The following is a 19,183-nucleotide window of genomic DNA, read 5'->3' as shown; positions in this document are numbered from 1 at the left end:
AGTACGAATTATTTTTCTATTATACAAAAGATTATATGAATATAATACCTATTTGATGTCGATAAAAATAATATGTAAATGCTTTAAGAAATATAAATATGGGTGGTATTCTATGGAAATATATGCGGTGTTTGGGAATAATCGTTAAGGGTGTGTTATAAATTGTTTCAAATAGAGCATTTTTTTAGCTTATCAAGTGCCTTATTCAAGTGTTTTTAGTAACTTTGCAAACTGAAATTATAAAGTGCGCATTTATGGCTGAAATAAAGAAAATAAAGACAGCACTGATATCGGTCTTTCACAAAGACGGGCTGGAAAGGTTGCTTGCTAAGTTACATGATGAAGGGGTAAAATTTCTTTCTACGGGGGGAACACAACAGTTTGTTGAGTCTCTGGGCTATGAATGTCAGACAGTAGAAAGTGTTACTTCTTATCCTTCCATCCTTGGTGGTCGTGTTAAAACATTGCATCCGAAGATATTCGGGGGAATTCTTGCACGTCGTGATAATGAAGTCGACCGTAAGCAGATGGAGCAATATGACATTCCAGCCATAGACCTTGTGATAGTAGATCTTTATCCTTTCGAGCAAACGGTAGAAAGTGGAGCTCCAGATGCCGATATTATAGAGAAAATAGATATCGGAGGAATATCGTTGATACGTGCAGGAGCTAAGAATTTCAAAGATGTAGTTATTGTGCCCAGTAGGGCTGAATACGGCATGCTGTTTGATATTCTGAGTAAGAACGGAGCACAAACCACGCTTGAAGAACGTAAACTTTTTGCCGGCAGGGCTTTTGGTATAAGCAGCCATTACGATACGGCCATTCATGCTTGGTTTACTAAATAAATTATGAAATAATGATTGTGGAATAATGAATTATGGTTATTTATTTGCGTTAATGTGAATATTTCTTGATAGAAGCGTGTGTTTCTGTAAGAGTAATCAGCATTTTTTATTCCCAACTAACAATTAAACAAATAAAATTTAAAAGATGGGATTTTTTTCTTTCATTCAGGAAATTGCAATGGATCTCGGTACGGCGAATACAATTATTATCAGCGATGATAAAATCGTAGTAGACGAGCCATCGGTGGTTGCACTTGACCGTCGTACGGATAAAATGATTGCTGTAGGCGAGAAAGCTAAGATGATGTATGAGAAGACTCATGACAATATTCGTACCATTCGGCCGTTACGTGATGGTGTTATTGCTGACTTTACTGCTTGCGAGCAAATGATGCGCGGACTAATTAAGATGGTTCACAGCGGAAGCCGGCTATTTCCTTCCTCTCTTCGTATGGTAATCGGGGTGCCATCGGGTAGTACTGAGGTGGAACTACGTGCTGTTCGTGATTCTGCAGAGCATGCCGAAGGTCGCGATGTATACCTTATATTTGAGCCTATGGCAGCAGCTATCGGTATCGGTATAGACGTTGAAGCGCCTGAAGGCAATATGATTGTTGACATAGGCGGTGGCAGTACCGAGATTGCAGTGATTTCTTTGGGTGGTATTGTGAGCAACAATTCCATTCGTATTGCCGGTGACGACCTTACAGCAGATATTCAGGAATACATGAGTCGCCAGCATAATGTGAAGGTAAGTGAACGTATGGCTGAACGGATCAAGATACATGTGGGCTCTGCATTGACCGATTTAGGAGAAGAGGCCCCCGAAGATTATATCGTGCATGGGCCGAACCGCATCACTGCATTGCCTATGGAAGTTCCTGTTTGTTATCAGGAAATTGCCCATTGTCTTGATAAAACCGTAGCTAAAATAGAGAATGCGGTGTTGAGTGCATTAGAGAATACACCTCCGGAACTTTATGCTGATATCGTAAAGAACGGTATATATCTGAGTGGTGGCGGTGCTTTGCTTCGCGGACTTGATAGGCGACTTACCGACAAGATAAACATTCCGTTCCATATTGCAGAAGATCCATTGCATAGTGTAGCAAAAGGTGCCGGCATCGCATTGAAGAATGTAGACCGTTTCTCTTTCTTGATGCGTTAGGTATGCCATGCGAAATCTTTTAGCATTTCTTGCAAAGTATAATCATTGGTTCGTATTTATCGTACTTGAGGTAGCCAGTCTTGTGCTGTTGTTTCGATACAATAGCTATCAAGGCAGTGTGTGGTTTTCGTCGGCTAATGTAGTTGCAGGGAAGGTTTATGAGTGGGATTCGCAGATAGAGGCGCTCTTCTCGCTTTCCTCGGTTAATCAGGAATTAACCCAACGTAATTTGTATTTGGAGCGTCAGGTCAACATGTTGTCGGAGAAGTTGCTCGCCATAACGAAAGACTCCGCCGAATTTCGTACGGATAGGACTGATGTAAAAGCCTTTCAGGGGTATCGTCTAATTGATGCAAAGGTTATAAGTAATACACTTAGAGATAAGGACAATCTGATCACAATAGATAAAGGAGCGGCCGATGGGGTAAAGAAAGACATGGGAGTTGCATGCGGTACGGGTGTTGTGGGTATCGTTTATCTCGTGTCGGCTCATTATTCTGTAGTTATACCGGTACTTAATTCTCAGTCGAATATTAGCTGCACGATTAAAGATCGTGGCTATTTCGGCTACTTACACTGGACAGGCGGAAGTTCTGAAAGGGCTTTTGTCGATGATATTCCGCGTCATGCGCACTTTAAACTCTACGATCAAATCGTAACCAGTGGCTATTCGTCTGTATTTCCTCCGGGTATTTTGGTAGGAAAGATTATGCATGTGTATAATTCTGCCGACGGTTTGTCTTATCGTTTGAATATCGAACTATCAACGAATTTCGGGCGATTGCGTGATGTTTGTGTTATAGATAATACGGAAATGCAGGAGCGTATTGATCTGTTGCGTGCTGCTCAAGATTCGATTAAGGCGATAGAAAATTAGGAAGTTACGATTATGGAACAGTTTCGAAAGCTATTGTTTTTTATCCTTCTCTTATTGACTCAAGTGCTGGTTCTCAATAGGATACATCTCTTCCACTGTGCTACGCCGATGTTGTATGTATATATCATGCTTCTTTTTCGCAGAAACTATCCACGATGGGGAATTCTTGTATGGGGATTTACTATTGGACTTTGTATAGATATCTTTTCCAATACCCCGGGGGTGGCAGCAGCTTCGTTGACTCTACTCGGACTGCTTCAACCATATATATTGATGCTTTTTGTGCAACGCGATAGTCCTGACGACCTGCAACCTTCAATGAATACGTTGGGTGTGGCCAACTTTACATATTACACAATTATCGTTGTATTACTCTATTGTACGGTGTTCCTTACATTCGAAACATTCAATTTTTTCAATTGGATACAATGGCTTGAGGGCGTAGGCGGTAGCACGGCGATTACTGTAGCCATAATCTTGGTTATAGAAAACTTGCGTAAGGGTTAGTTAGCTTTGTATTAAATGAAAGATTTTGATCTTGGAAATCGTCGCTTTGTGATAGGTGGTGTGGCGTTGGCAATTGTTATCGTCTACATCGTCCGCCTGTTCACGCTCCAACTTCTGAGTGATGATTACAAGAAAAATGCCGACAGTAATGCTTTTCTGAAAAAGATCGAATTTCCATCGCGTGGTATTATGACTGACCGGCACGGTCGGTTGATGGTGTACAATCAGCCTGCTTATGATATAATGGTTGTGATGAGTGAGGAGAGTGGAAGGCTCGATACCACCGAGTTTTGTACCGCTCTCGGTATTACAAAACAATTCTTTGTCCAGCGCATGAATGATATCAAGGATCGTAACAAGAACCCCGGATATTCGCGATTTACACAGCAAATGTTTATGAGCCAGCTGTCGGATAAAGAGTTCAGTGTGTTTCGAGAAAAGATGTTTCGCTTCCCCGGATTTTATGTACAGAAGCGAAGTATTCGTCAGTATCAATATCCATTTGCGGCACATGTACTTGGTGATGTGGCGGAAGTGTCGCCAAGCGATATTGAAGACGATGAATATTATCAGCCCGGCGACTATATAGGCAAGATGGGAGTAGAACGTTTTTACGAAAAACAACTGCGTGGAGAGAAAGGTGTGCAGGTTTTACTTCGTGATGCCCATGGGCGTATTCAGGGTAGTTATCAGAATGGCAAGTTCGATCGTAAGCCCGTACCCGGAAAAGACCTTACACTTAGCATCGATTTACGGCTGCAGGCGCTTGGAGAGAGGCTCATGCAAGGCAAGATTGGCAGTATCGTAGCTATAGAACCTTCTACCGGTGAAGTGCTTTGTATGGTGTCGTCGCCTACTTACAACCCACGTGTAATGGTAGGGCGCAACCGTGGGAAAAATCATATTGCTTTGTCGCGTAATGTGTGGAAGCCCTTATTGAACCGAAGTATTATGGGACAATATCCTCCCGGTTCTACCTTTAAAACCTCTCAGGCGCTTACTTATATGACCGAAGGCATTATTACTCCTCATACCATGTTTACTTGTCACCGTGGTTTTTATTATAAAGGACTGCATGTAGGATGCCATGGTCATGCCTCGCCTTTGGCTTTGGTGGATGCGATAAGTACATCGTGCAATGCTTATTTTTGTTGGGGATTGTACTATATGATGGGCAATCGTCGTAAATATCCCCATGTGCAAGATGCCATGAACCTATGGCGCGACTACATGGTAAGTATGGGATTCGGGTATAAACTCGGTATTGATTTGCCGGGAGAAAAGCGAGGTCTGATACCTAATGCATCTTTCTACGACCAAGCATATAAAGGTTCATGGAACGGACTTACTGTAATCAGTATAGCTATCGGACAGGGAGAAGTAAACCTTACACCGCTTCAAATCGCTAATTTGGGTGCAACTATTGCCAATAGGGGATACTTCTATGTTCCTCATGTGGTGCGTAAAGTGAAAGGAGAACCGCTCGATACGCTCTTTACCCGCCGTCATTATACTAAGGCCAGCCGCCGTGCATACGATTATGTTGTGGCAGGCATGCGCTCTTCTGTTATCAAAGGAACTTGCAGGGCGGCCAATAGATCGGATTATCTTGTATGCGGAAAGACTGGTACGGCGCAAAACCGTGGGCAAGATCACTCTGTTTTTATGGGATTTGCACCAATGGATAAGCCTAAAATAGCTGTTGCTGTATATGTTGAGAATGGTGGGTTCGGTGCCGATTATGGCGTTCCGATCGGCTCGTTGATGATGGAACAATATATTAAAGGTAAGTTGTCGCCCGAGAGTGAGAGGCGTGCGGGAGACTTCCAAAGAAGAAGAATTGCTTATGGGCCGAGGAACAGATAGACATAATAGCGTGTTACGTTCGCTCGATTGGTGGACGGTAGGCATCTATCTTGCACTGCTCGTCTTCGGATGGATCAGTGTCTGTGGTGCCAGTTATACGTATGGAGATACCGATATCTTCAGTTTAAGTACGCGATCGGGTATGCAGATAGTATGGATAGGAACGTCGATTTGCTTGGGTTTTGTATTGTTGATGCTCGACGATAGGTTCTATGATATCTTCGCTTATGTTATCTATATCTTGTTTTTACTTTTGCTTTTCGCCACTATTTTCAATCCTCACGAGATCAAAGGTTCACGTTCTTGGCTTGTTCTCGGTCCGTTGCGTCTGCAACCGGCAGAATTTGCAAAGTTTGCAACTGCCTTGGCTATTTCCAAATTTATGAGTACTTATAGGTTCGATATACACCAGTGGAAACATTTTGCTACAGCCATCGGTATTGTCATTCTGCCTATGTTGTTCATCGTGGCGCAAAAAGAAACAGGATCGGCACTTGTATATCTGTCGTTTTTCTTAATGTTTTATCGTGAAGGAATGCCCGGAAGCATTCTATTTACTGGTGTGGCCATGATTATTTATTTCGTAGCCGGTATCAAATATGAGGATGTAATGTTGGGGCAGACGCCTACTTCTGTCGGAAAATTTATCGTCATGTTGTTGGTACAGGTCTTTACGGCAGGAATGGTATATACATATTGTAAAAATAAAAAACAGACAGTTAAGATGCTTATTTATTGTATCGGAATTACATGCATTGCTTTTCTGTTTTCGCAATTTGTTATACATTTCGATATTGTTTACGTACAAATCTTTCTCTGCATAGCTTTGTTAGTCTATTTACTTTACCAAGGTTTGCGTACCCGACTTATCAATTATTTCTATATTGCTATGTTTGCGGTAGGCTCCCTGCTATTTTTCTATTCGGCAGATTATGTGCTTAACGATGTTATGGAGCCTCATCAACGTGTTCGTATCAATGTTCTATTGGGCTTAGACGAAGACCTTAGCGGTGCCGGATATAATGTGCATCAAAGTGAGATTGCCATCGGATCGGGCGGACTGCAGGGAAAGGGCTTTCTCAATGGTACACAGACCAAGCTCAAGTTCGTACCGGAACAAGATACAGACTTTATTTTCTGTACGGTAGGAGAGGAAGAAGGTTTTGTTGGTTCGGCCGGAGTATTGTTGCTATTCCTTGCATTGATATTAAGATTAATACACTTGGCCGAGCGGCAGCCGTTCAAGTTCGGGCGCATATATGGATACTGCGTGCTCAGCATTTTCTTATTCCATGTGTTCATTAATGTAGGAATGGTGCTCGGACTTACCCCTGTTATCGGTATTCCACTGCCATTCTTCAGTTACGGAGGCTCCTCTCTCTGGGGCTTTACACTGTTGCTTTTCATCTTTTTGAGGATAGATGCAGGGCGCAATTTAGTACGCAGTTAGCATAAAACCGATATCACTTATTCCGGGTAGTATTTCGCGTTGCATATCGTGGCGGATATTTACGTGTATGGAGTCGCCTTGCTTTAAATAGAGTTCGGATACAGGGAAGTTGTATTGATAGTAATTTACACCTTGTCCTTTGGCAATACCATTCTCGTCTATCAGCCTGCAGTTGATGGTATCTATCTTTACTCTTTTATCGGGATACACGGTTTGTTCTACAATTAACGATAGGCGCATGAACGGATAGGCACCGTTAATACGTAATCCTAAACCGGAATGATATTTGCCTGCCTTCGCTATGTGTGATATGTCGAACGACAATGTGTCGTTTTTTTCCCATCCAGCAATAGGGGTATGATTGTATTTATCATACACTATTTTCTCATTGCAAGCCGAAAGAATTGTGAGAATTATTAATGTCAATATCGTGAAATCGACTCTTTTCATGGTTGCTTTCCGGTATTTCCAACAGGTGTTTGGCCACTTTGCGGCTGCTGTTTAGAGGTACGATTTACGTTATTTCGTCGGCGATTATTATTATTTTTACGAGATTGATGTTCCTGATGTTCCTGCGATTTGACATTGTTTTTCCGCTTCTTGTTTTTATCAAAACGACTGATATCTGCACCGGCAAGTAAGTCTATAGGTTTAGACGGTGCTTTCTTCTCGCCGTCTGCAAGCAGCGAGAGGGGCTTTTCGCCGGTTTTGTTCAGTTCAATGATTTCGCGTGCACGTGCCACAGAGATGGTTTCGAGATTGGCTGCGAGGTTCTTGTCTGTGGAATATGTAACCGTGCCCGATAAGATGTCGGCCTTGAAGAAGTAGTAGTCGGCGTCTTTAGTCTGTAGTTGTATTTCCTTACTCGGCAGCTTGCGGCTTGCTTCCACATAGTCGTCGATCTCGTAGTTAAGGCAGCATTTTAGCTTTGCACACATGCCTGCCAGCTTTTGCGGGTTCATTGAAAGGTCTTGAATGCGGGCAGCATTGGTGCTCACGCTTACGAAATTCTTCATCCAAGTGGCGCAACATAACTCTCGTCCGCACGGGCCTGTGCCGCCGATGCGCCCTGCTTCCTGCCGTGCACCAATCTGCTTCATCTCTATTCTTACATGGAAAGTCTCGGCAAGCACTTTGATCAGCTGCCTGAAGTCTACGCGTTCGTCCGCGATGTAGTAGAATATGGCCTTGTTGCCATCGCCTTGATACTCCACGTCTCCTATCTTCATCTTCAGTCCGAGGTCTTTTGCAATCTGCCTGCTCTGTATCATTGTGGCATATTCACGGCTTTTGGCTTCCTTGTATTTGTCCATATCCACTTGCTTGGCAATGCGGTATATGCGTTTGATTTCGTCGGGAGACTTCAGATTGGCTTTCTTGATTTGAAGTTTTACCAGCGTTCCCGTCAGTGTTACCACGCCGATGTCGTGCCCGGGACTGGCCTCTACAGCAACGACATCTCCTTTCTTCAGGTCCAGTCCGTTTACGTTATGATAGTACCCCTTACGGGTGTTTTTGAATTGAACTTCTACAAGGTCTGTCGCCAGTGTATTGCCCGGAACATCGGCAAGCCAGTCGTATGTGTTCAGCTGCATATTCTGGCGTCCGCATGCGCAGTGGCATAATCCTCGGTCGCAACCTCGGAATATCTTAAATTTCATGTCTTTATAATCCATAGTTGTATATATGTTGTCGGTGCAGTGCTGTCCGTTTATTTGCGGGGCACCAGCTACTCGGTATTATTTTCTGATAAGCAGAACGATCATTTTCAGTGCCAAATCGAAGAATACGATCTTGGCATTTCCGTTCTGCGTGATGTCTCTTTTGCATTTCTGCAGTTCTTCCGCAATGTCTATAACATTGCTCTCGTTGATAAATCGGGCAAAGTTTCTTGAGAAGTTTTCCTCCTCTTGCGTCATATAGTTCAGCTCCGGAGTCTTGAAGTTATAGGCGAAATTCTCGCGAATCATCCTGCCGAAATAGTCGAGCATGCGCTTTTGTTTCTCGCGTCCGTATGTTGCAACGGTCTCGCTCCATTTTTTCAAATCTTTTATATTGCGCATGTACGACAGTCGCATGAGCATGATAAACATATCCAAGAACATTCTGTTCTCGTTACCCGTATCGAGTGTTTCGAGTGCTTTTAGCCAGCTGCCGTTGGCCACGCGTGCTATTCTGTGGGCAGCTTCCTGCTCTATGCCTCGTCGTTCTATGAGTGCGCGCTCGATATCTTCGTTGCCGATGCGCTTCATGTCGATACGTTGCACGCGACTCCTGATGGTATCTAACAGCTTCTCGGGCTCTTCGCATACCATAATGAATACAGTTTGCAGCGGCGGTTCCTCTAATAGTTTCAGCAGTTTGTTGGCACATTCGGCGTTCATTCGTTCGGGTAGCCACATCAAACTAACCTTATATCCGCCCTGACTCGATTTCAAGCTCAGCTTACGTGTCAGTTCATCGCTTTCGGCTGCGTATATCTGTGCCTGCTGATTGGCGGCTTTCATCGCATCAAGCCATTGGTCTATCGTAATGTAAGGGCCTTCGGCAAGCAGTGCATGCCACTCGTGAGCAAAGTCGTCGCTCACCATTTTATGGTCGGCAGAAGTTCCTGCGGGACGTATCACGGGGTAAGAGAAGTGCAAGTCGGGGTGTTCCCATCTGCGAAGCATGGCCTCTGCATTACCTATGGAGCTGTCGTCTTCGCGTTCTCCCAACAGAAATGAGGCGAAAGCCAGTGCAAGGGGCAACTTTCCGCAGCCGTCAGGACCGCAGAACATCATGGCATGGGGCACACGATGTTCGTGCACTATCTGCAATAAACGCTGCTTCGCTTCTTCTTGACCTATTACTTCGTTGAATTTCATTACATAATCTTGCTTACTATTTCCTTAACTGCATCTGTGGCAGATACAGTATAGAAATGAATAATTCCCACGCCCTTGGCATAGAGTTCCTTGCATTGATGGGTGCTCCATTCTATGCCGAGCGTCTTTGCGTCTTCGTCTGTCTTGCATTTTACCACCTCGTTGGCAAGCTCCTGCGGCAGGTCGCAATGGAAAGTTTCGGGCACTATCGAGAGTTGAGATAACTTGGCAAACGGTTTAATGCCCGGAATAATGGGAATAGTAATACCCATTGTGCGTGCTTTCTCTACGAAATCGAAATATTTCTTATTATCATAAAACAACTGGGTTACGGCATATTGCGCTCCTAAATCCTGCTTCTTTTTTAGGTATTCCATATCCATTTCGATATTCGGTGCCTCTTCGTGTTTCTCCGGATAGCATGCCACCCCGTAATTGAAGGGCATTCCCGGGTGCTTCATCGGCGTACCGTCCATGAAGAAACCCTCGTTGAAACGGTTCACTTGCTTAATCAAGTCGGTGGTATGTGCATGCCCTCCATGCGTCGGAACGAAGTGGTTGTCTTCTTTGGCCTTGTCTCCACGCAAGAGTAGCACGTTCTCTATATTCAAAAATTGCAGGTCGAGCAGTTCGTATTCTATCTCTTCCGTGGTGACACCGCTGCATATCACGTGCGGTATCATGGGTATGTTGTACTTGGTCTGTATGGCAGAAGCGATGGCAACCGTGCCCGGCCGACGACGTATGCGCTGCCGTTCGAACTGTCCGTTGGGCAGTTCTTTATAAACAAATTCGCTGTGATGCGTCGTTATATTGATGAAAAGCGGATCATACTCTTTCAACTTATCGATGGTAGAAAACAAGCTACCCGTTCCATTGCCCTTGATCGGGGGGAGTACTTCGAAAGAAAACCGCCTTTTGTCTGTATTTTTGTTAATAATGTCGATAATCTTCATTTATCTTGCAAATAGATGCATACGTTTGCAAAGTTACTAATTTTTTGCAGAATATTATTTTCATTCCCACATTATTTAATATGGGAAGGTATTTATCATTTGTCGACTATTGCGGTCGGAGCATACAGCTTGGCGGATTATTTATTTTTCGGAAAGCTGATCTGATGCTCATTTTTTCAGCATATCGTCTGGTGCAACAATAAGGGGAAATTAGTTGTGTTGCCGCTACTCATCAGCACTTTCGAGAACAATACATCGGGACGCAACTGCTCTTACTATAACGCTTTCGGCTTATTTGTTTATCAGATACTGCAAGACGAGGATGGAAAGAACCCCGATAAATTTAATCTTGACGAGAAGGCTTGCGTATTTTGCTATTATGTCCGCTCTGAACATGTTATGCGAAACAAGTATGAGCGTTTCTTAGAAACGGATGATTGGGGACGAACTTCGTGGACTTACATTATCATGGCCAACTGCGACGGGGTGTTTGAGCAGGTGTGTAAACATCGCTTCTATGGTGTCTGTAAGCTGCAGGTAATGGAAGAAATAGAACAAGAAGGTATGGAACAGAATCCTGAAGATGGTGATGAAATGGAACGGAGGGAAAAAATAAAAGCCGAGTAGGATATGGACGGATAATGCGAATGGGTGGTAGGTGCAAAGAAAATATATTGTTTCGCACGAGGAGGCAGTATAGAAATTTCTTATATGTCTTCCCTTATTCAAATTCAGATTTAGAGGATGATATCGGTAGATGGGAGAGCATGATTCCCCGATAACTGCGAAATGCAGGAATATACGAATAATCTATTCGTGTTATATCGTATGTCCAATGGCATTAGATAAACATCCTATTCGACGTATTTTATAGTCTAATGTCGTACCCTGCTGTAAAATTAGGATAGAAGTCAGTATAAGTTCGATGAATTTAAACTGTTTGCTTAATTTGTTGTGAATATCTTAAGTGTATTGACAACTTTATTATAGGTTCTCTAAAAAAGATTTTTAGAGAACCATATTTATTTGTTGAAGTATCCAATCCAGAGTATTTTTCTCGAATAATAAGACTGTCTGAAATCTTCTTCTCTTGTCTATACGACAAAAAGACCTCTACTCTGCGAGTATAATGATAGTAATTTTTTTATTTTGGGGAAGCGTTATTTCACGTCCAACCGGTTCTTATGCAACCACTCGGCGAAGAGATTGGCTAAAACGTTGTTGTTGAGATCTTGCATCAAGAAGTGGGTATTGCCGCGAATGCCTATCTTGGGAAGTTCCACGAGTGTTGCGTTTCCGCCGTGACGATTAATGCACTCAATGAACTTACGCCCCATTTGCAGGCGCACGCGCCAGTTCTCGTCACCGAGGTTTTTGCTGGGCGTTTCGGGAATGTAATCGCCGAAATACATCACGATGGGTATCTTGGTAAGCTGCATGAATTGCTCCATAGGCACGGAAATACCCTCGCAACCGCCCGTCAGACCGTCTATCTTGGCGGGTACTTCGCCCTCGGGAAAAACGTATGCGCCGGGCTCATAGGCCGCCACAGCCTTTATATGTTTGTTCTGCATGGCGGCAAACCAACCCGTAACGCCGCCTGCCGAGTGGGTAACGAGTATGTTGTCGCCAATCTTATCGGCCAAAGCCGATATGGCGGGAACGTCTTGCGTGTGGTCGCTTAGGTCGGGTGTCATCTCGCGGAAGAACTGACTAAGATAAGCTGAGTCGGTCTTGAACTGCACACCTTTATTGTAATTGGGCCATATTCCGATGCGCCAGATGTCGAACCAAAACATCTCATCGGCTACGGGTTTTACTTCTGTAGTAGCCGAAGTGCGGCCTGCTCTGCCACGGCCCGGCAAGTCCATCACGTAAGTGCTATAGCCGTGACGGAGCATCAGTGTGGCAAAGCCCTCTCGTCCGTCGGGAGTCATCTCCCAGCAAACGCCTGAACCGCCGTAGCCGTGGACAAACACTAACGGCAACTGCCTGTGTCCTACGGGTATCTGATAGTCTACAAACGCATGGTCTACACGGCTACTCTGTCCCGTCTCTACTTGCGTTGCCCAGCCAACGAACTTGGAGTTATCGTACTTTCCCCCGTGTTGCAGGGTAGTTCCGCCCACGGAGAAGTTTCCTTGCCGCTCTATTGAGAGCGGCTTTTGTGCCATCGTTCCTAACGAAAGGAGGAGCGAGGCTGAAATCATTGCTTGCTTTGCTTTCATTGTTCTGTTCTTTATTTTATCTGTTTATATTCTTTTGCGTCTCGGCCGAATAGCGATTGCCTTGCAAAACAATGCGGTCGAGTTCGCTGTTTATCTCTTGCATCTCTTTTTGGGTATAGGTAACCAAACTTGTTGTTTATCATTTATGTGTTTTCTTTATTCGTTCTTATGACTTTCTCTTCCCCTCACAAACATCTTGCGGTAGGGCGTCCAGCTTGCCCTTCTCCACGATGCAGCGGGCTCATTCAGACAACTTATCATAAGCCTTACGTATCATCTGTGCCATTAGCTTTCTGCGCTTGGCAAGGAAATCCTTGTAAGCCAATGTTTCAAAGTTTTCGGGCAGGGCGTTCTGTTCACAAGCCGTTTTATAGCTTTCCTCTCCCAAGCGGGTACGATAAGAACCGACATAGATTGCCGGAGGATTGTCGGAAATATCGATATTGGTAGAATAATCCAGATACGTGTAATTAGCTATCTGATTCCTGTCGCGGTCGTCTTCTATACCGATGGTGGCCAGATAGTGTTTGGGAAAGATGTGATGAATGTCTATCGATGCTTTGGGCCCGTTTGCTCCGGTAATGAAATACTTGGAGGTGGGAGTGGTGCTGAACAGCATTGGATAATTCAACACGTTTAGCGACGCCACATATCCATACCAGATAGGAGAGGTTACGGAAGAGGTTTCCAAATCATTAATAAGGTTGTATTTGAAATAGTCGTCAGTGAAATTATTACTGATTTCGTTCTCAAGAAAACTAACGAAATCGTTTGCCGTCATTACCGAACGAAGATCAGCAAACTGACGTTCTACGGTCGATTCCGGAGAATCCGTATAATAGCCGCGGATTGTTGCCATAAACACCCATTTGCTCATGAGCTTGTTAAGGCGTACACTTTCCACCTTATACTCCAGCTTACCTATAAGATAAAGCATATAGGAGAAAATAATTGCATTGTCCGATGAAATTAGCGTACTCTTTAAATATCCTGCATCGGCCACGATGTTCATAAAAGCATGCCACAGATTGAGATTCATAACAAGCGGGAGCGAATCTCGGAATTCATTAAGATTCTTTATTTGCGTTTCTTCAGAAGATTTGCCCGTTTTCAGGTCTTTGCCGCGTAGAAGCATGTAGGCGTATCTTAGACGGGCACGCCTGAACGCCAAGCCGACTGTGGCACGAATGATATGGACAGGATCTACTTCTATGATATGATTGTATGAGGTCTTTTCCTTTGCGATGCGCGAGTCTCTGCAGAAGTCATTGATTTGCTTGTACAGCTCATTGTCATACACGGAAAGAAGCGTCTCGATAAAATTCTTTTCCGTTAATTTTTGTCCGCCCGAATTCACTCTCACAAAGATGTCGGCAACATCTTCTTCGCTCGCCGTCGCTTTGATTTCCAAGGTAGGCAGCGTATAATCCGCGAGATTGAGCAAGTTGTTAATACTGTCTTCTATCTGTATTTCCTCATCATCTGTTAGTTCCGTCAGCCCATCTCTTATACGTCGTTCATTGAGTTGCTTTATATAGGCTCTTCGAACTTTGGTTATCGTGTTATTATCTTTGGCTGTAAATACATCACTAATGATACTTATCCATTCAGGAGAACGTTCGTAAGCTTGTGACCATACGGCGAACTCGCGTTTCAGAGGGTGATAAGAAATCCTTATGTTACGTTCCTTATAGTTTACATCTTTAATCTTTACGCCTTTGATGGCAGCCAACAATGCCGTCAGGCGTTGCTGCCCGTCTATTATCAAGTCTCTCGGTGCAGAGAATGCCTTATCATTACTGCCTATGTGCCTTTTATTCTCAAATTCCGCCGGCGATTCCCATAACATGACGAATCCGATAGGAAAGCCTTTTAGCATTGAATCAAGCAATTCGCGAACCTTATTATCTTTCCACACGAACGGACGTTGCAAATCTGGCAATCCGATGCGTCCCATTTGCACATCAGTCAATAAGTCACCAATTCTCCTATTGATAGGAGTAAACAATTCTTTAGCCATTATTTCTTGTATTTATCATTATATTCTTTCGGAAGAAAAAGGCTCGTATCAATGTGCCGAAGCCTTAGAGAATGCATTGAGAATGACGACGCCGGTAATGATGAGCGTGATGCCGAGACCTGCCGCCCAGTCGAATGGCTGCTTGAAGAGGATAATCGCCACAATGTTGGTTAGCACGAGGCCCAGTGCAGCCCAGATAGCGTATGCCACACCCAAGTGAATGCCTTTAAGGGCAAGAGACAAAAAGTAGAAGCAGGTGATATACGCGATGATGGTTACTGCGGTGGGCAACAGTCGAGAGAAGCCGTCGGAGAGTTTCATGAATGTTGAACCGACTACTTCGAGAATGATGGCAAGTGCCAGAAATAAATAGTGCATTGTTTTATCTTTTATCGTTTTATTACTTAATGCGTGGCTTTGAGATATTGCAAGTCGCCATACCAATAGCTGGCCGTGGTGCCGCCGTCGATGAGGATGTCGGTTCCGCTGATGAATTGCCCACGGCTCGACATGAGAAACTCCGCCAAGTCGCCTACCTCGTCAGGAGTGCCGGCTCGCCCTGCCGGACTGGCTGCTATCATGTCCAGATAGCCCTTGGCGCGCGGACCATGCAACTCGTCGTTGGCCAGCGACGTGATGATGATGCCAGGCGAGATGGAGTTGACGGTGGCCCCGCGTTTGCCCCAGCGGTCGGCTTCGCGAGCCACACGCAGCATGTTGCAACGCTTGCTGTACTGGTAGGCCTTCAGCGTGTTGTCGATAGCCTTCACGAAGTCCAGCTCCAGAAGTTTGTCGGGTTCGGTCATGGCCAGCGCATCGTTTTGTTCCTGAGGCAGTGCAGGCAGTCGATGACCGCTTTGCGATGAGATGGTGATGCCCGAACCACCTTCGGCGATAACCTTTCTGAACTCCTCCAGCAGGATGCTCGTGCCCACCATGTCCACCCGTAGAATTTCTCTGATCGGCGCCTGCGAGGGTGATACGCCTGCGGCATTGACGACATGCTTCACCTCGCCCCATTTCAGGGATTCGGCTACAACGGCCGATATATCCTCCCTGCTGCCTAAGTCGGCACGTACGGCAGTACACGCAAAGCCTGCATCCTCCAGTGTCTTTGCCGCTAGTTGAGCGTTTTCCAAACTGTAGTCGGCCAGCACAATGTGTTTCCCGGCTGCCACACGGCGCACGATAGCCTGACCGATGCTTCCTGCGCCAAATAATACTACAACTTCTTTCTTCATTGCTTGTTCCTTTCTTTTAAAATAGCTGTATCGTATTGTAATTCTGTTGTTGCCTAAATCGTAATTTCAATCAAGTTTCCTTCAATGCCTTCGATGCAGGCTTCGTAATATCCGTCGCCCGTTGTCCGGGGGCCGTCGACGACGGTAAAGCCATCGGTTCTTAACTGTTCCGTCAGCGCGTCTACCTGCTCTTTGCCACCAGTGCTGAAAGCCAGATGACTGTAGCCCGTTCGGTTCCGGCTCCTCTCTTCGTCTTCGAGCTGCGATTTGTTCATCAGTTCGAGGCGTGCACCGTCGGCAAAAGACAGAAAGTAAGAGCGGAACCCCGTTTTCCGGTTGTGGTATCCCTCATTAGATTTTGCCCCGAAGTATTTTACAAAGAATGCTCTCGCTCCTTCAAGGTCTCTCACGTACATTGCGATGTGATCTATTCTCATAACTTTTTCTTCTGTGCGGAGCAGCCTGCGTCTTGCCTCCGCGGGTTTAATGTAAAGACAGCCGTCTCAGTTCGTCCTATAAGACGGGTAGCGGCACGCATATCTTGTAAAACAACAAGAGCCCTCGCGCAGGTGAGCATAATTCTTCTATCGGTTTACCGAGAAACGGATTGCGCCTCCGGCTCTCTTCCTCTTTAGGATATATAATCACGCAAGGCACGGGCGGCGCAGACATTTCTTCATTGATGCTTTCATATCCCAAGTGCTTTAGGATGCGCAGGTCGCGGCTATACCCACTTAGTTGACGAACGACATACTTGTCTAAGGGTTCATTTTCATACTTCGGAATATACTTGGTGTCTAAGATAGCCCTGTATTCATCCGATTTGTACAAGAAATCGGGCTCGCCTGTCTTGCTTTCAAACTGATAAGTAATCTTCTCCCGATAAGCCTCGTGGAGTAACCCATATACATAATGCTCGTAGAGCAGCGACATGTCGAGGCAAAAGGGAACAACTATCCCTCTCGTGTCGGCCACTTTACTGATGTTATAGTCGAACATCCGCAGAATAAGCTTAGCCAGCCGAATCGCCTCGTTATAATCCGTGAACAGCTTATGAGCGCGCATCTGTTTCACTTGTCTGATTTCAACATCGTCACTCACGTAGCTAAATCGTGCAAGAGTCTGCGAAATCAGCAACTTTGCGGCAGCAGAGGATTGCGCATTCAGGCGTTGAAGGATGCGTTGCGAAAACAAGAGTGCTTTCTTTATCAATCTATTCTCAGGTATGTCGACAGAATATTCGTCATACTCGCAGAACACACGGTCATAGCGTTTCGTTGCTATATTGGCTCTTTCATTCTTCAGGATTTTGATGCGCCCTTTTACCTTCTTGAGGTTCTCGCTCCGACGGATATAACCTTTCTTCAATTCTTTGATGCGGCTCACAACGCCAAGGAAATGCAGCACAATGAGCGGACTCGCTACGCTTTGAAGTGCGGGCGCTTCTATGGCGGGTTTATCAATGTCGATGCTGTAGATGTTGGAGAACGCTTTCAATGCCAAGTCCGACGAGAAGCAAGTCATAAACATGCCCACAAAGTCGATATGCTCCATGTTGCGTTTTGTCGTCACAACCAGACTCTCTTGTTCGTCAATCCATTCCGCTCCGATTTTGAATGAAGCATAATATCCCCATGGATCTTTATCCGTGGGCTTGCACCATTCAATAAGTTTCAAGCCGCTGTACCTGTCATCCTGCTTTTCAGCAGGAAATTGTCCGTGCTCTTGGAGTTGTATCACAGTTTTTCCTCCTGTTTCTTAACGTTGTCCTCTTCTGCAGTCTTAACGGGTAACAAGTCACGCCAAGCATCAAACGCTCTATTCTTTTCTTCGGCCTTTACATTCAATATTCCATCGTTGATATACTCGGCAATAAGCGGCAGAATCTCATACGCTACCTTATCTTTCAGCTCTTCTTCCGACTCCGCCATAAAGTAACTGTGCCCAATCATCAAATCTTCTATGCCCAAGTCGCCGCATAGGTGCTCGGGTTTTTCAATAAACTTCTTTATGTCATCAAACAAACCAAGCGCTTTCTCTTTCAGTCCCGCTCGCGAAGGCTCGCTGTAATGCTTTTCTACGACAGAAGCATCCGCCTGCAAGGTTACGAACGCAAAACGCCGGCGCAGTGCATAATCAATCGTACCCGTGCTGCGGTCGGTGGTGTTCATGGTTCCGATGATATACAAGTTCTTGGGTACACCAAACAGTTCCTTGGAATAAGGCAAAGTAACTCGTATGGGATGCTCGTTCCCTTCCCGCTTGTCAGCTTCTAAAAGCGTTATCAATTCGCCGAATGCCTTGGAAACATTCCCTCTGTTTATCTCGTCGATGATAAGCACTACGGGGTTATCGCCCTTTATATCGTATTCCTTCTTCTCATCCGTTGTCACAGCCCTGCAGGCCCGCTTAAATATCCCGTCTTCCGGTTCGTAGGTAACTCCGATACTTTCTCCCTTATCATTCTTCTGAACTTGAGGCTTCAGTCCCTCAACAAAGTCTTCGTAGTCTAACGACTGATGGAACGTGGTAAAGAAAATACGCTTGCCCGTCAGCGCCTCATACCGTTCCATCACGGCCTTATGGTCTGTCAGGTCCACGTCCTCAACTCCTAAAACGCTCAATGCTATGGCAGCCGTGTTGAAAGTCTTACCGGTGCCGGGCGCACCCTGAAGAATAATATTACGCTTGCGTTCCAATAAATGCGCACACTTGTTTGCAAAAGTCATTTTATCTATATGTTCTAACCACCCATTAATATAATCAAATTGTCTCGTCCCATGCTTACACGAAGAGAATGTCCCTTGAGAAAATGGACTTGGACGAGGCTGCTTATAATCTTTTGCCCATGCCAGTATCTTGACCTTTCTGAAATTCCGATGCAAATACTTTTGGGTTAATACCTCATTGTGAAAGTTATCACTAATGATTTGGCATAAAGCTATCACATCATTTCCTTTCCTAACAAGCACAATGTTACCATTATCAATTTGCTTAAAGTCTCTACATTGGTAATTATCCCATTCACCTACACCAATAACAGGCTCCGGCTCATTTAGCATTTCAACAGGATCGATTTCTTTTCCTCCCTCTCTTCCCCAAGGCTTATGCATCTGGATATGCCAATATTTATCAAACTTGTTGTTTATCATTTA

At 44.8% G+C, this 19,183-nt stretch carries 18 protein-coding genes; 7 read left to right on the top strand and 11 right to left on the bottom strand.

Features of this window, described 5'->3' with window-relative positions:
- Positions 1–254 precede the first annotated feature (254 nt).
- The 6 genes from BN3912_RS04565 (at position 255) to rodA (ending at position 6,716) form a co-directional block, all read left to right on the top strand.
- A complete protein-coding gene (locus tag BN3912_RS04565) occupies positions 255–848 on the top strand; it encodes a hypothetical protein (protein ID WP_023984691.1) in 594 nt (197 codons plus the stop codon).
- A 145-nt stretch (positions 849–993) separates the two neighbouring features.
- Entirely contained in the window at positions 994–2,016 is a 1,023-nt protein-coding gene (locus tag BN3912_RS04560) for a rod shape-determining protein (RefSeq protein ID WP_004369625.1), read from the top strand.
- Between the two features lie 7 nt (positions 2,017–2,023).
- Positions 2,024–2,893, top strand: coding sequence for a rod shape-determining protein MreC (mreC, locus tag BN3912_RS04555; RefSeq protein ID WP_023984692.1), 870 nt, complete (start codon positions 2,024–2,026; stop codon positions 2,891–2,893).
- A 12-nt stretch (positions 2,894–2,905) separates the two neighbouring features.
- Positions 2,906–3,400, top strand: a complete 495-nt coding sequence (gene mreD, locus BN3912_RS04550; protein WP_023984693.1) for a rod shape-determining protein MreD — start codon at positions 2,906–2,908, stop codon at positions 3,398–3,400.
- A 15-nt stretch (positions 3,401–3,415) separates the two neighbouring features.
- Entirely contained in the window at positions 3,416–5,266 is a 1,851-nt protein-coding gene (mrdA, locus tag BN3912_RS04545) for a penicillin-binding protein 2 (RefSeq protein WP_023984694.1), read from the top strand.
- Complete coding sequence (gene rodA / locus BN3912_RS04540; RefSeq protein WP_023984695.1) at positions 5,247–6,716, top strand: rod shape-determining protein RodA; 1,470 nt, start codon at positions 5,247–5,249, stop codon at positions 6,714–6,716. Before mrdA ends, rodA begins: the two co-directional genes overlap by 20 nt.
- Here rodA and BN3912_RS04535 read toward each other — a convergent pair.
- From BN3912_RS04535 to metF, 4 genes are all read right to left on the bottom strand, one after another.
- On the bottom strand, positions 6,702–7,166 hold the full coding sequence (locus tag BN3912_RS04535; protein ID WP_023984696.1) for a gliding motility lipoprotein GldH: 465 nt from the start codon (positions 7,164–7,166) through the stop codon (positions 6,702–6,704). The genes rodA and BN3912_RS04535 overlap by 15 nt on opposite strands.
- Positions 7,163–8,392 carry a PSP1 domain-containing protein gene (locus tag BN3912_RS04530; protein ID WP_081710379.1) on the bottom strand — a complete coding sequence of 410 codons (1,230 nt, stop codon included), beginning with the start codon at positions 8,390–8,392 and terminating at the stop codon, positions 7,163–7,165. Before BN3912_RS04530 ends, BN3912_RS04535 begins: the two co-directional genes overlap by 4 nt.
- Before the next feature lie 63 nt (positions 8,393–8,455).
- A complete protein-coding gene (locus BN3912_RS04525; protein WP_023984698.1) occupies positions 8,456–9,583 on the bottom strand; it encodes a DNA polymerase III subunit in 1,128 nt (375 codons plus the stop codon).
- Entirely contained in the window at positions 9,583–10,539 is a 957-nt protein-coding gene (gene metF, locus BN3912_RS04520; RefSeq protein WP_023984699.1) for a methylenetetrahydrofolate reductase [NAD(P)H], read from the bottom strand. Before metF ends, BN3912_RS04525 begins: the two co-directional genes overlap by 1 nt.
- A gap of 216 nt (positions 10,540–10,755) precedes the next feature.
- Between metF and BN3912_RS04515 the strand changes: the two genes are divergently transcribed.
- Positions 10,756–11,166, top strand: coding sequence for a hypothetical protein (locus tag BN3912_RS04515; protein WP_023984700.1), 411 nt, complete (start codon positions 10,756–10,758; stop codon positions 11,164–11,166).
- Positions 11,167–11,699: 533 nt separating this feature from the next.
- Here the strand turns inward: BN3912_RS04515 and BN3912_RS04510 are convergent.
- The 7 genes from BN3912_RS04510 to BN3912_RS04480 form a co-directional block, all read right to left on the bottom strand.
- On the bottom strand, positions 11,700–12,749 hold the full coding sequence (locus BN3912_RS04510; protein ID WP_394332698.1) for an alpha/beta hydrolase: 1,050 nt from the start codon (positions 12,747–12,749) through the stop codon (positions 11,700–11,702).
- 259 nt (positions 12,750–13,008) lie between these two features.
- Complete coding sequence (locus BN3912_RS04505) at positions 13,009–14,787, bottom strand: GmrSD restriction endonuclease domain-containing protein (RefSeq protein ID WP_023984702.1); 1,779 nt, start codon at positions 14,785–14,787, stop codon at positions 13,009–13,011.
- Positions 14,788–14,835: 48 nt separating this feature from the next.
- Positions 14,836–15,165 carry a DMT family transporter gene (locus BN3912_RS04500; RefSeq protein WP_023984703.1) on the bottom strand — a complete coding sequence of 110 codons (330 nt, stop codon included), beginning with the start codon at positions 15,163–15,165 and terminating at the stop codon, positions 14,836–14,838.
- A gap of 26 nt (positions 15,166–15,191) precedes the next feature.
- Entirely contained in the window at positions 15,192–16,028 is an 837-nt protein-coding gene (locus tag BN3912_RS04495) for an SDR family oxidoreductase (RefSeq protein ID WP_023984704.1), read from the bottom strand.
- A gap of 53 nt (positions 16,029–16,081) precedes the next feature.
- The gene (locus BN3912_RS04490; RefSeq protein WP_023984705.1) at positions 16,082–16,465 is read right to left on the bottom strand and encodes a VOC family protein; all 384 of its coding nucleotides are present in this window, start codon (positions 16,463–16,465) and stop codon (positions 16,082–16,084) included.
- Positions 16,466–16,541: 76 nt separating this feature from the next.
- On the bottom strand, positions 16,542–17,768 hold the full coding sequence (locus BN3912_RS04485; protein WP_023984706.1) for a 5-methylcytosine restriction system specificity protein McrC: 1,227 nt from the start codon (positions 17,766–17,768) through the stop codon (positions 16,542–16,544).
- A complete protein-coding gene (locus BN3912_RS04480) occupies positions 17,765–19,180 on the bottom strand; it encodes an McrB family protein (protein ID WP_023984707.1) in 1,416 nt (471 codons plus the stop codon). Before BN3912_RS04480 ends, BN3912_RS04485 begins: the two co-directional genes overlap by 4 nt.
- Positions 19,181–19,183 lie beyond the last annotated feature (3 nt).

This window comes from Prevotella phocaeensis (assembly GCF_900065875.1).
GTDB lineage: Bacteria > Bacteroidota > Bacteroidia > Bacteroidales > Bacteroidaceae > Prevotella > Prevotella phocaeensis.
This window is presented reverse-complemented; position numbering and strand designations above follow the sequence as displayed.

What these genes read in the sequence shown, in the direction of transcription:
- BN3912_RS04565 (WP_023984691.1), top strand. Translation starts at nt 255, where the DNA reads ATGGCTGAAATAAAGAAAATAAAGACAGCACTGATATCGGTCTTTCAC.
- BN3912_RS04560 (WP_004369625.1), top strand. Translation starts at nt 994, where the DNA reads ATGGGATTTTTTTCTTTCATTCAGGAAATTGCAATGGATCTCGGTACG.
- mreC (WP_023984692.1), top strand. Translation starts at nt 2,024, where the DNA reads ATGCGAAATCTTTTAGCATTTCTTGCAAAGTATAATCATTGGTTCGTA.
- mreD (WP_023984693.1), top strand. Translation starts at nt 2,906, where the DNA reads ATGGAACAGTTTCGAAAGCTATTGTTTTTTATCCTTCTCTTATTGACT.
- mrdA (WP_023984694.1), top strand. Translation starts at nt 3,416, where the DNA reads ATGAAAGATTTTGATCTTGGAAATCGTCGCTTTGTGATAGGTGGTGTG.
- rodA (WP_023984695.1), top strand. Translation starts at nt 5,247, where the DNA reads ATGGGCCGAGGAACAGATAGACATAATAGCGTGTTACGTTCGCTCGAT.
- BN3912_RS04535 (WP_023984696.1), bottom strand. Translation starts at nt 7,166, where the DNA reads ATGAAAAGAGTCGATTTCACGATATTGACATTAATAATTCTCACAATT.
- BN3912_RS04530 (WP_081710379.1), bottom strand. Translation starts at nt 8,392, where the DNA reads ATGGATTATAAAGACATGAAATTTAAGATATTCCGAGGTTGCGACCGA.
- BN3912_RS04525 (WP_023984698.1), bottom strand. Translation starts at nt 9,583, where the DNA reads ATGAAATTCAACGAAGTAATAGGTCAAGAAGAAGCGAAGCAGCGTTTA.
- metF (WP_023984699.1), bottom strand. Translation starts at nt 10,539, where the DNA reads ATGAAGATTATCGACATTATTAACAAAAATACAGACAAAAGGCGGTTT.
- BN3912_RS04510 (WP_394332698.1), bottom strand. Translation starts at nt 12,749, where the DNA reads ATGATTTCAGCCTCGCTCCTCCTTTCGTTAGGAACGATGGCACAAAAG.
- BN3912_RS04505 (WP_023984702.1), bottom strand. Translation starts at nt 14,787, where the DNA reads ATGGCTAAAGAATTGTTTACTCCTATCAATAGGAGAATTGGTGACTTA.
- BN3912_RS04500 (WP_023984703.1), bottom strand. Translation starts at nt 15,165, where the DNA reads ATGCACTATTTATTTCTGGCACTTGCCATCATTCTCGAAGTAGTCGGT.
- BN3912_RS04495 (WP_023984704.1), bottom strand. Translation starts at nt 16,028, where the DNA reads ATGAAGAAAGAAGTTGTAGTATTATTTGGCGCAGGAAGCATCGGTCAG.
- BN3912_RS04490 (WP_023984705.1), bottom strand. Translation starts at nt 16,465, where the DNA reads ATGAGAATAGATCACATCGCAATGTACGTGAGAGACCTTGAAGGAGCG.
- BN3912_RS04480 (WP_023984707.1), bottom strand. Translation starts at nt 19,180, where the DNA reads ATGATAAACAACAAGTTTGATAAATATTGGCATATCCAGATGCATAAG.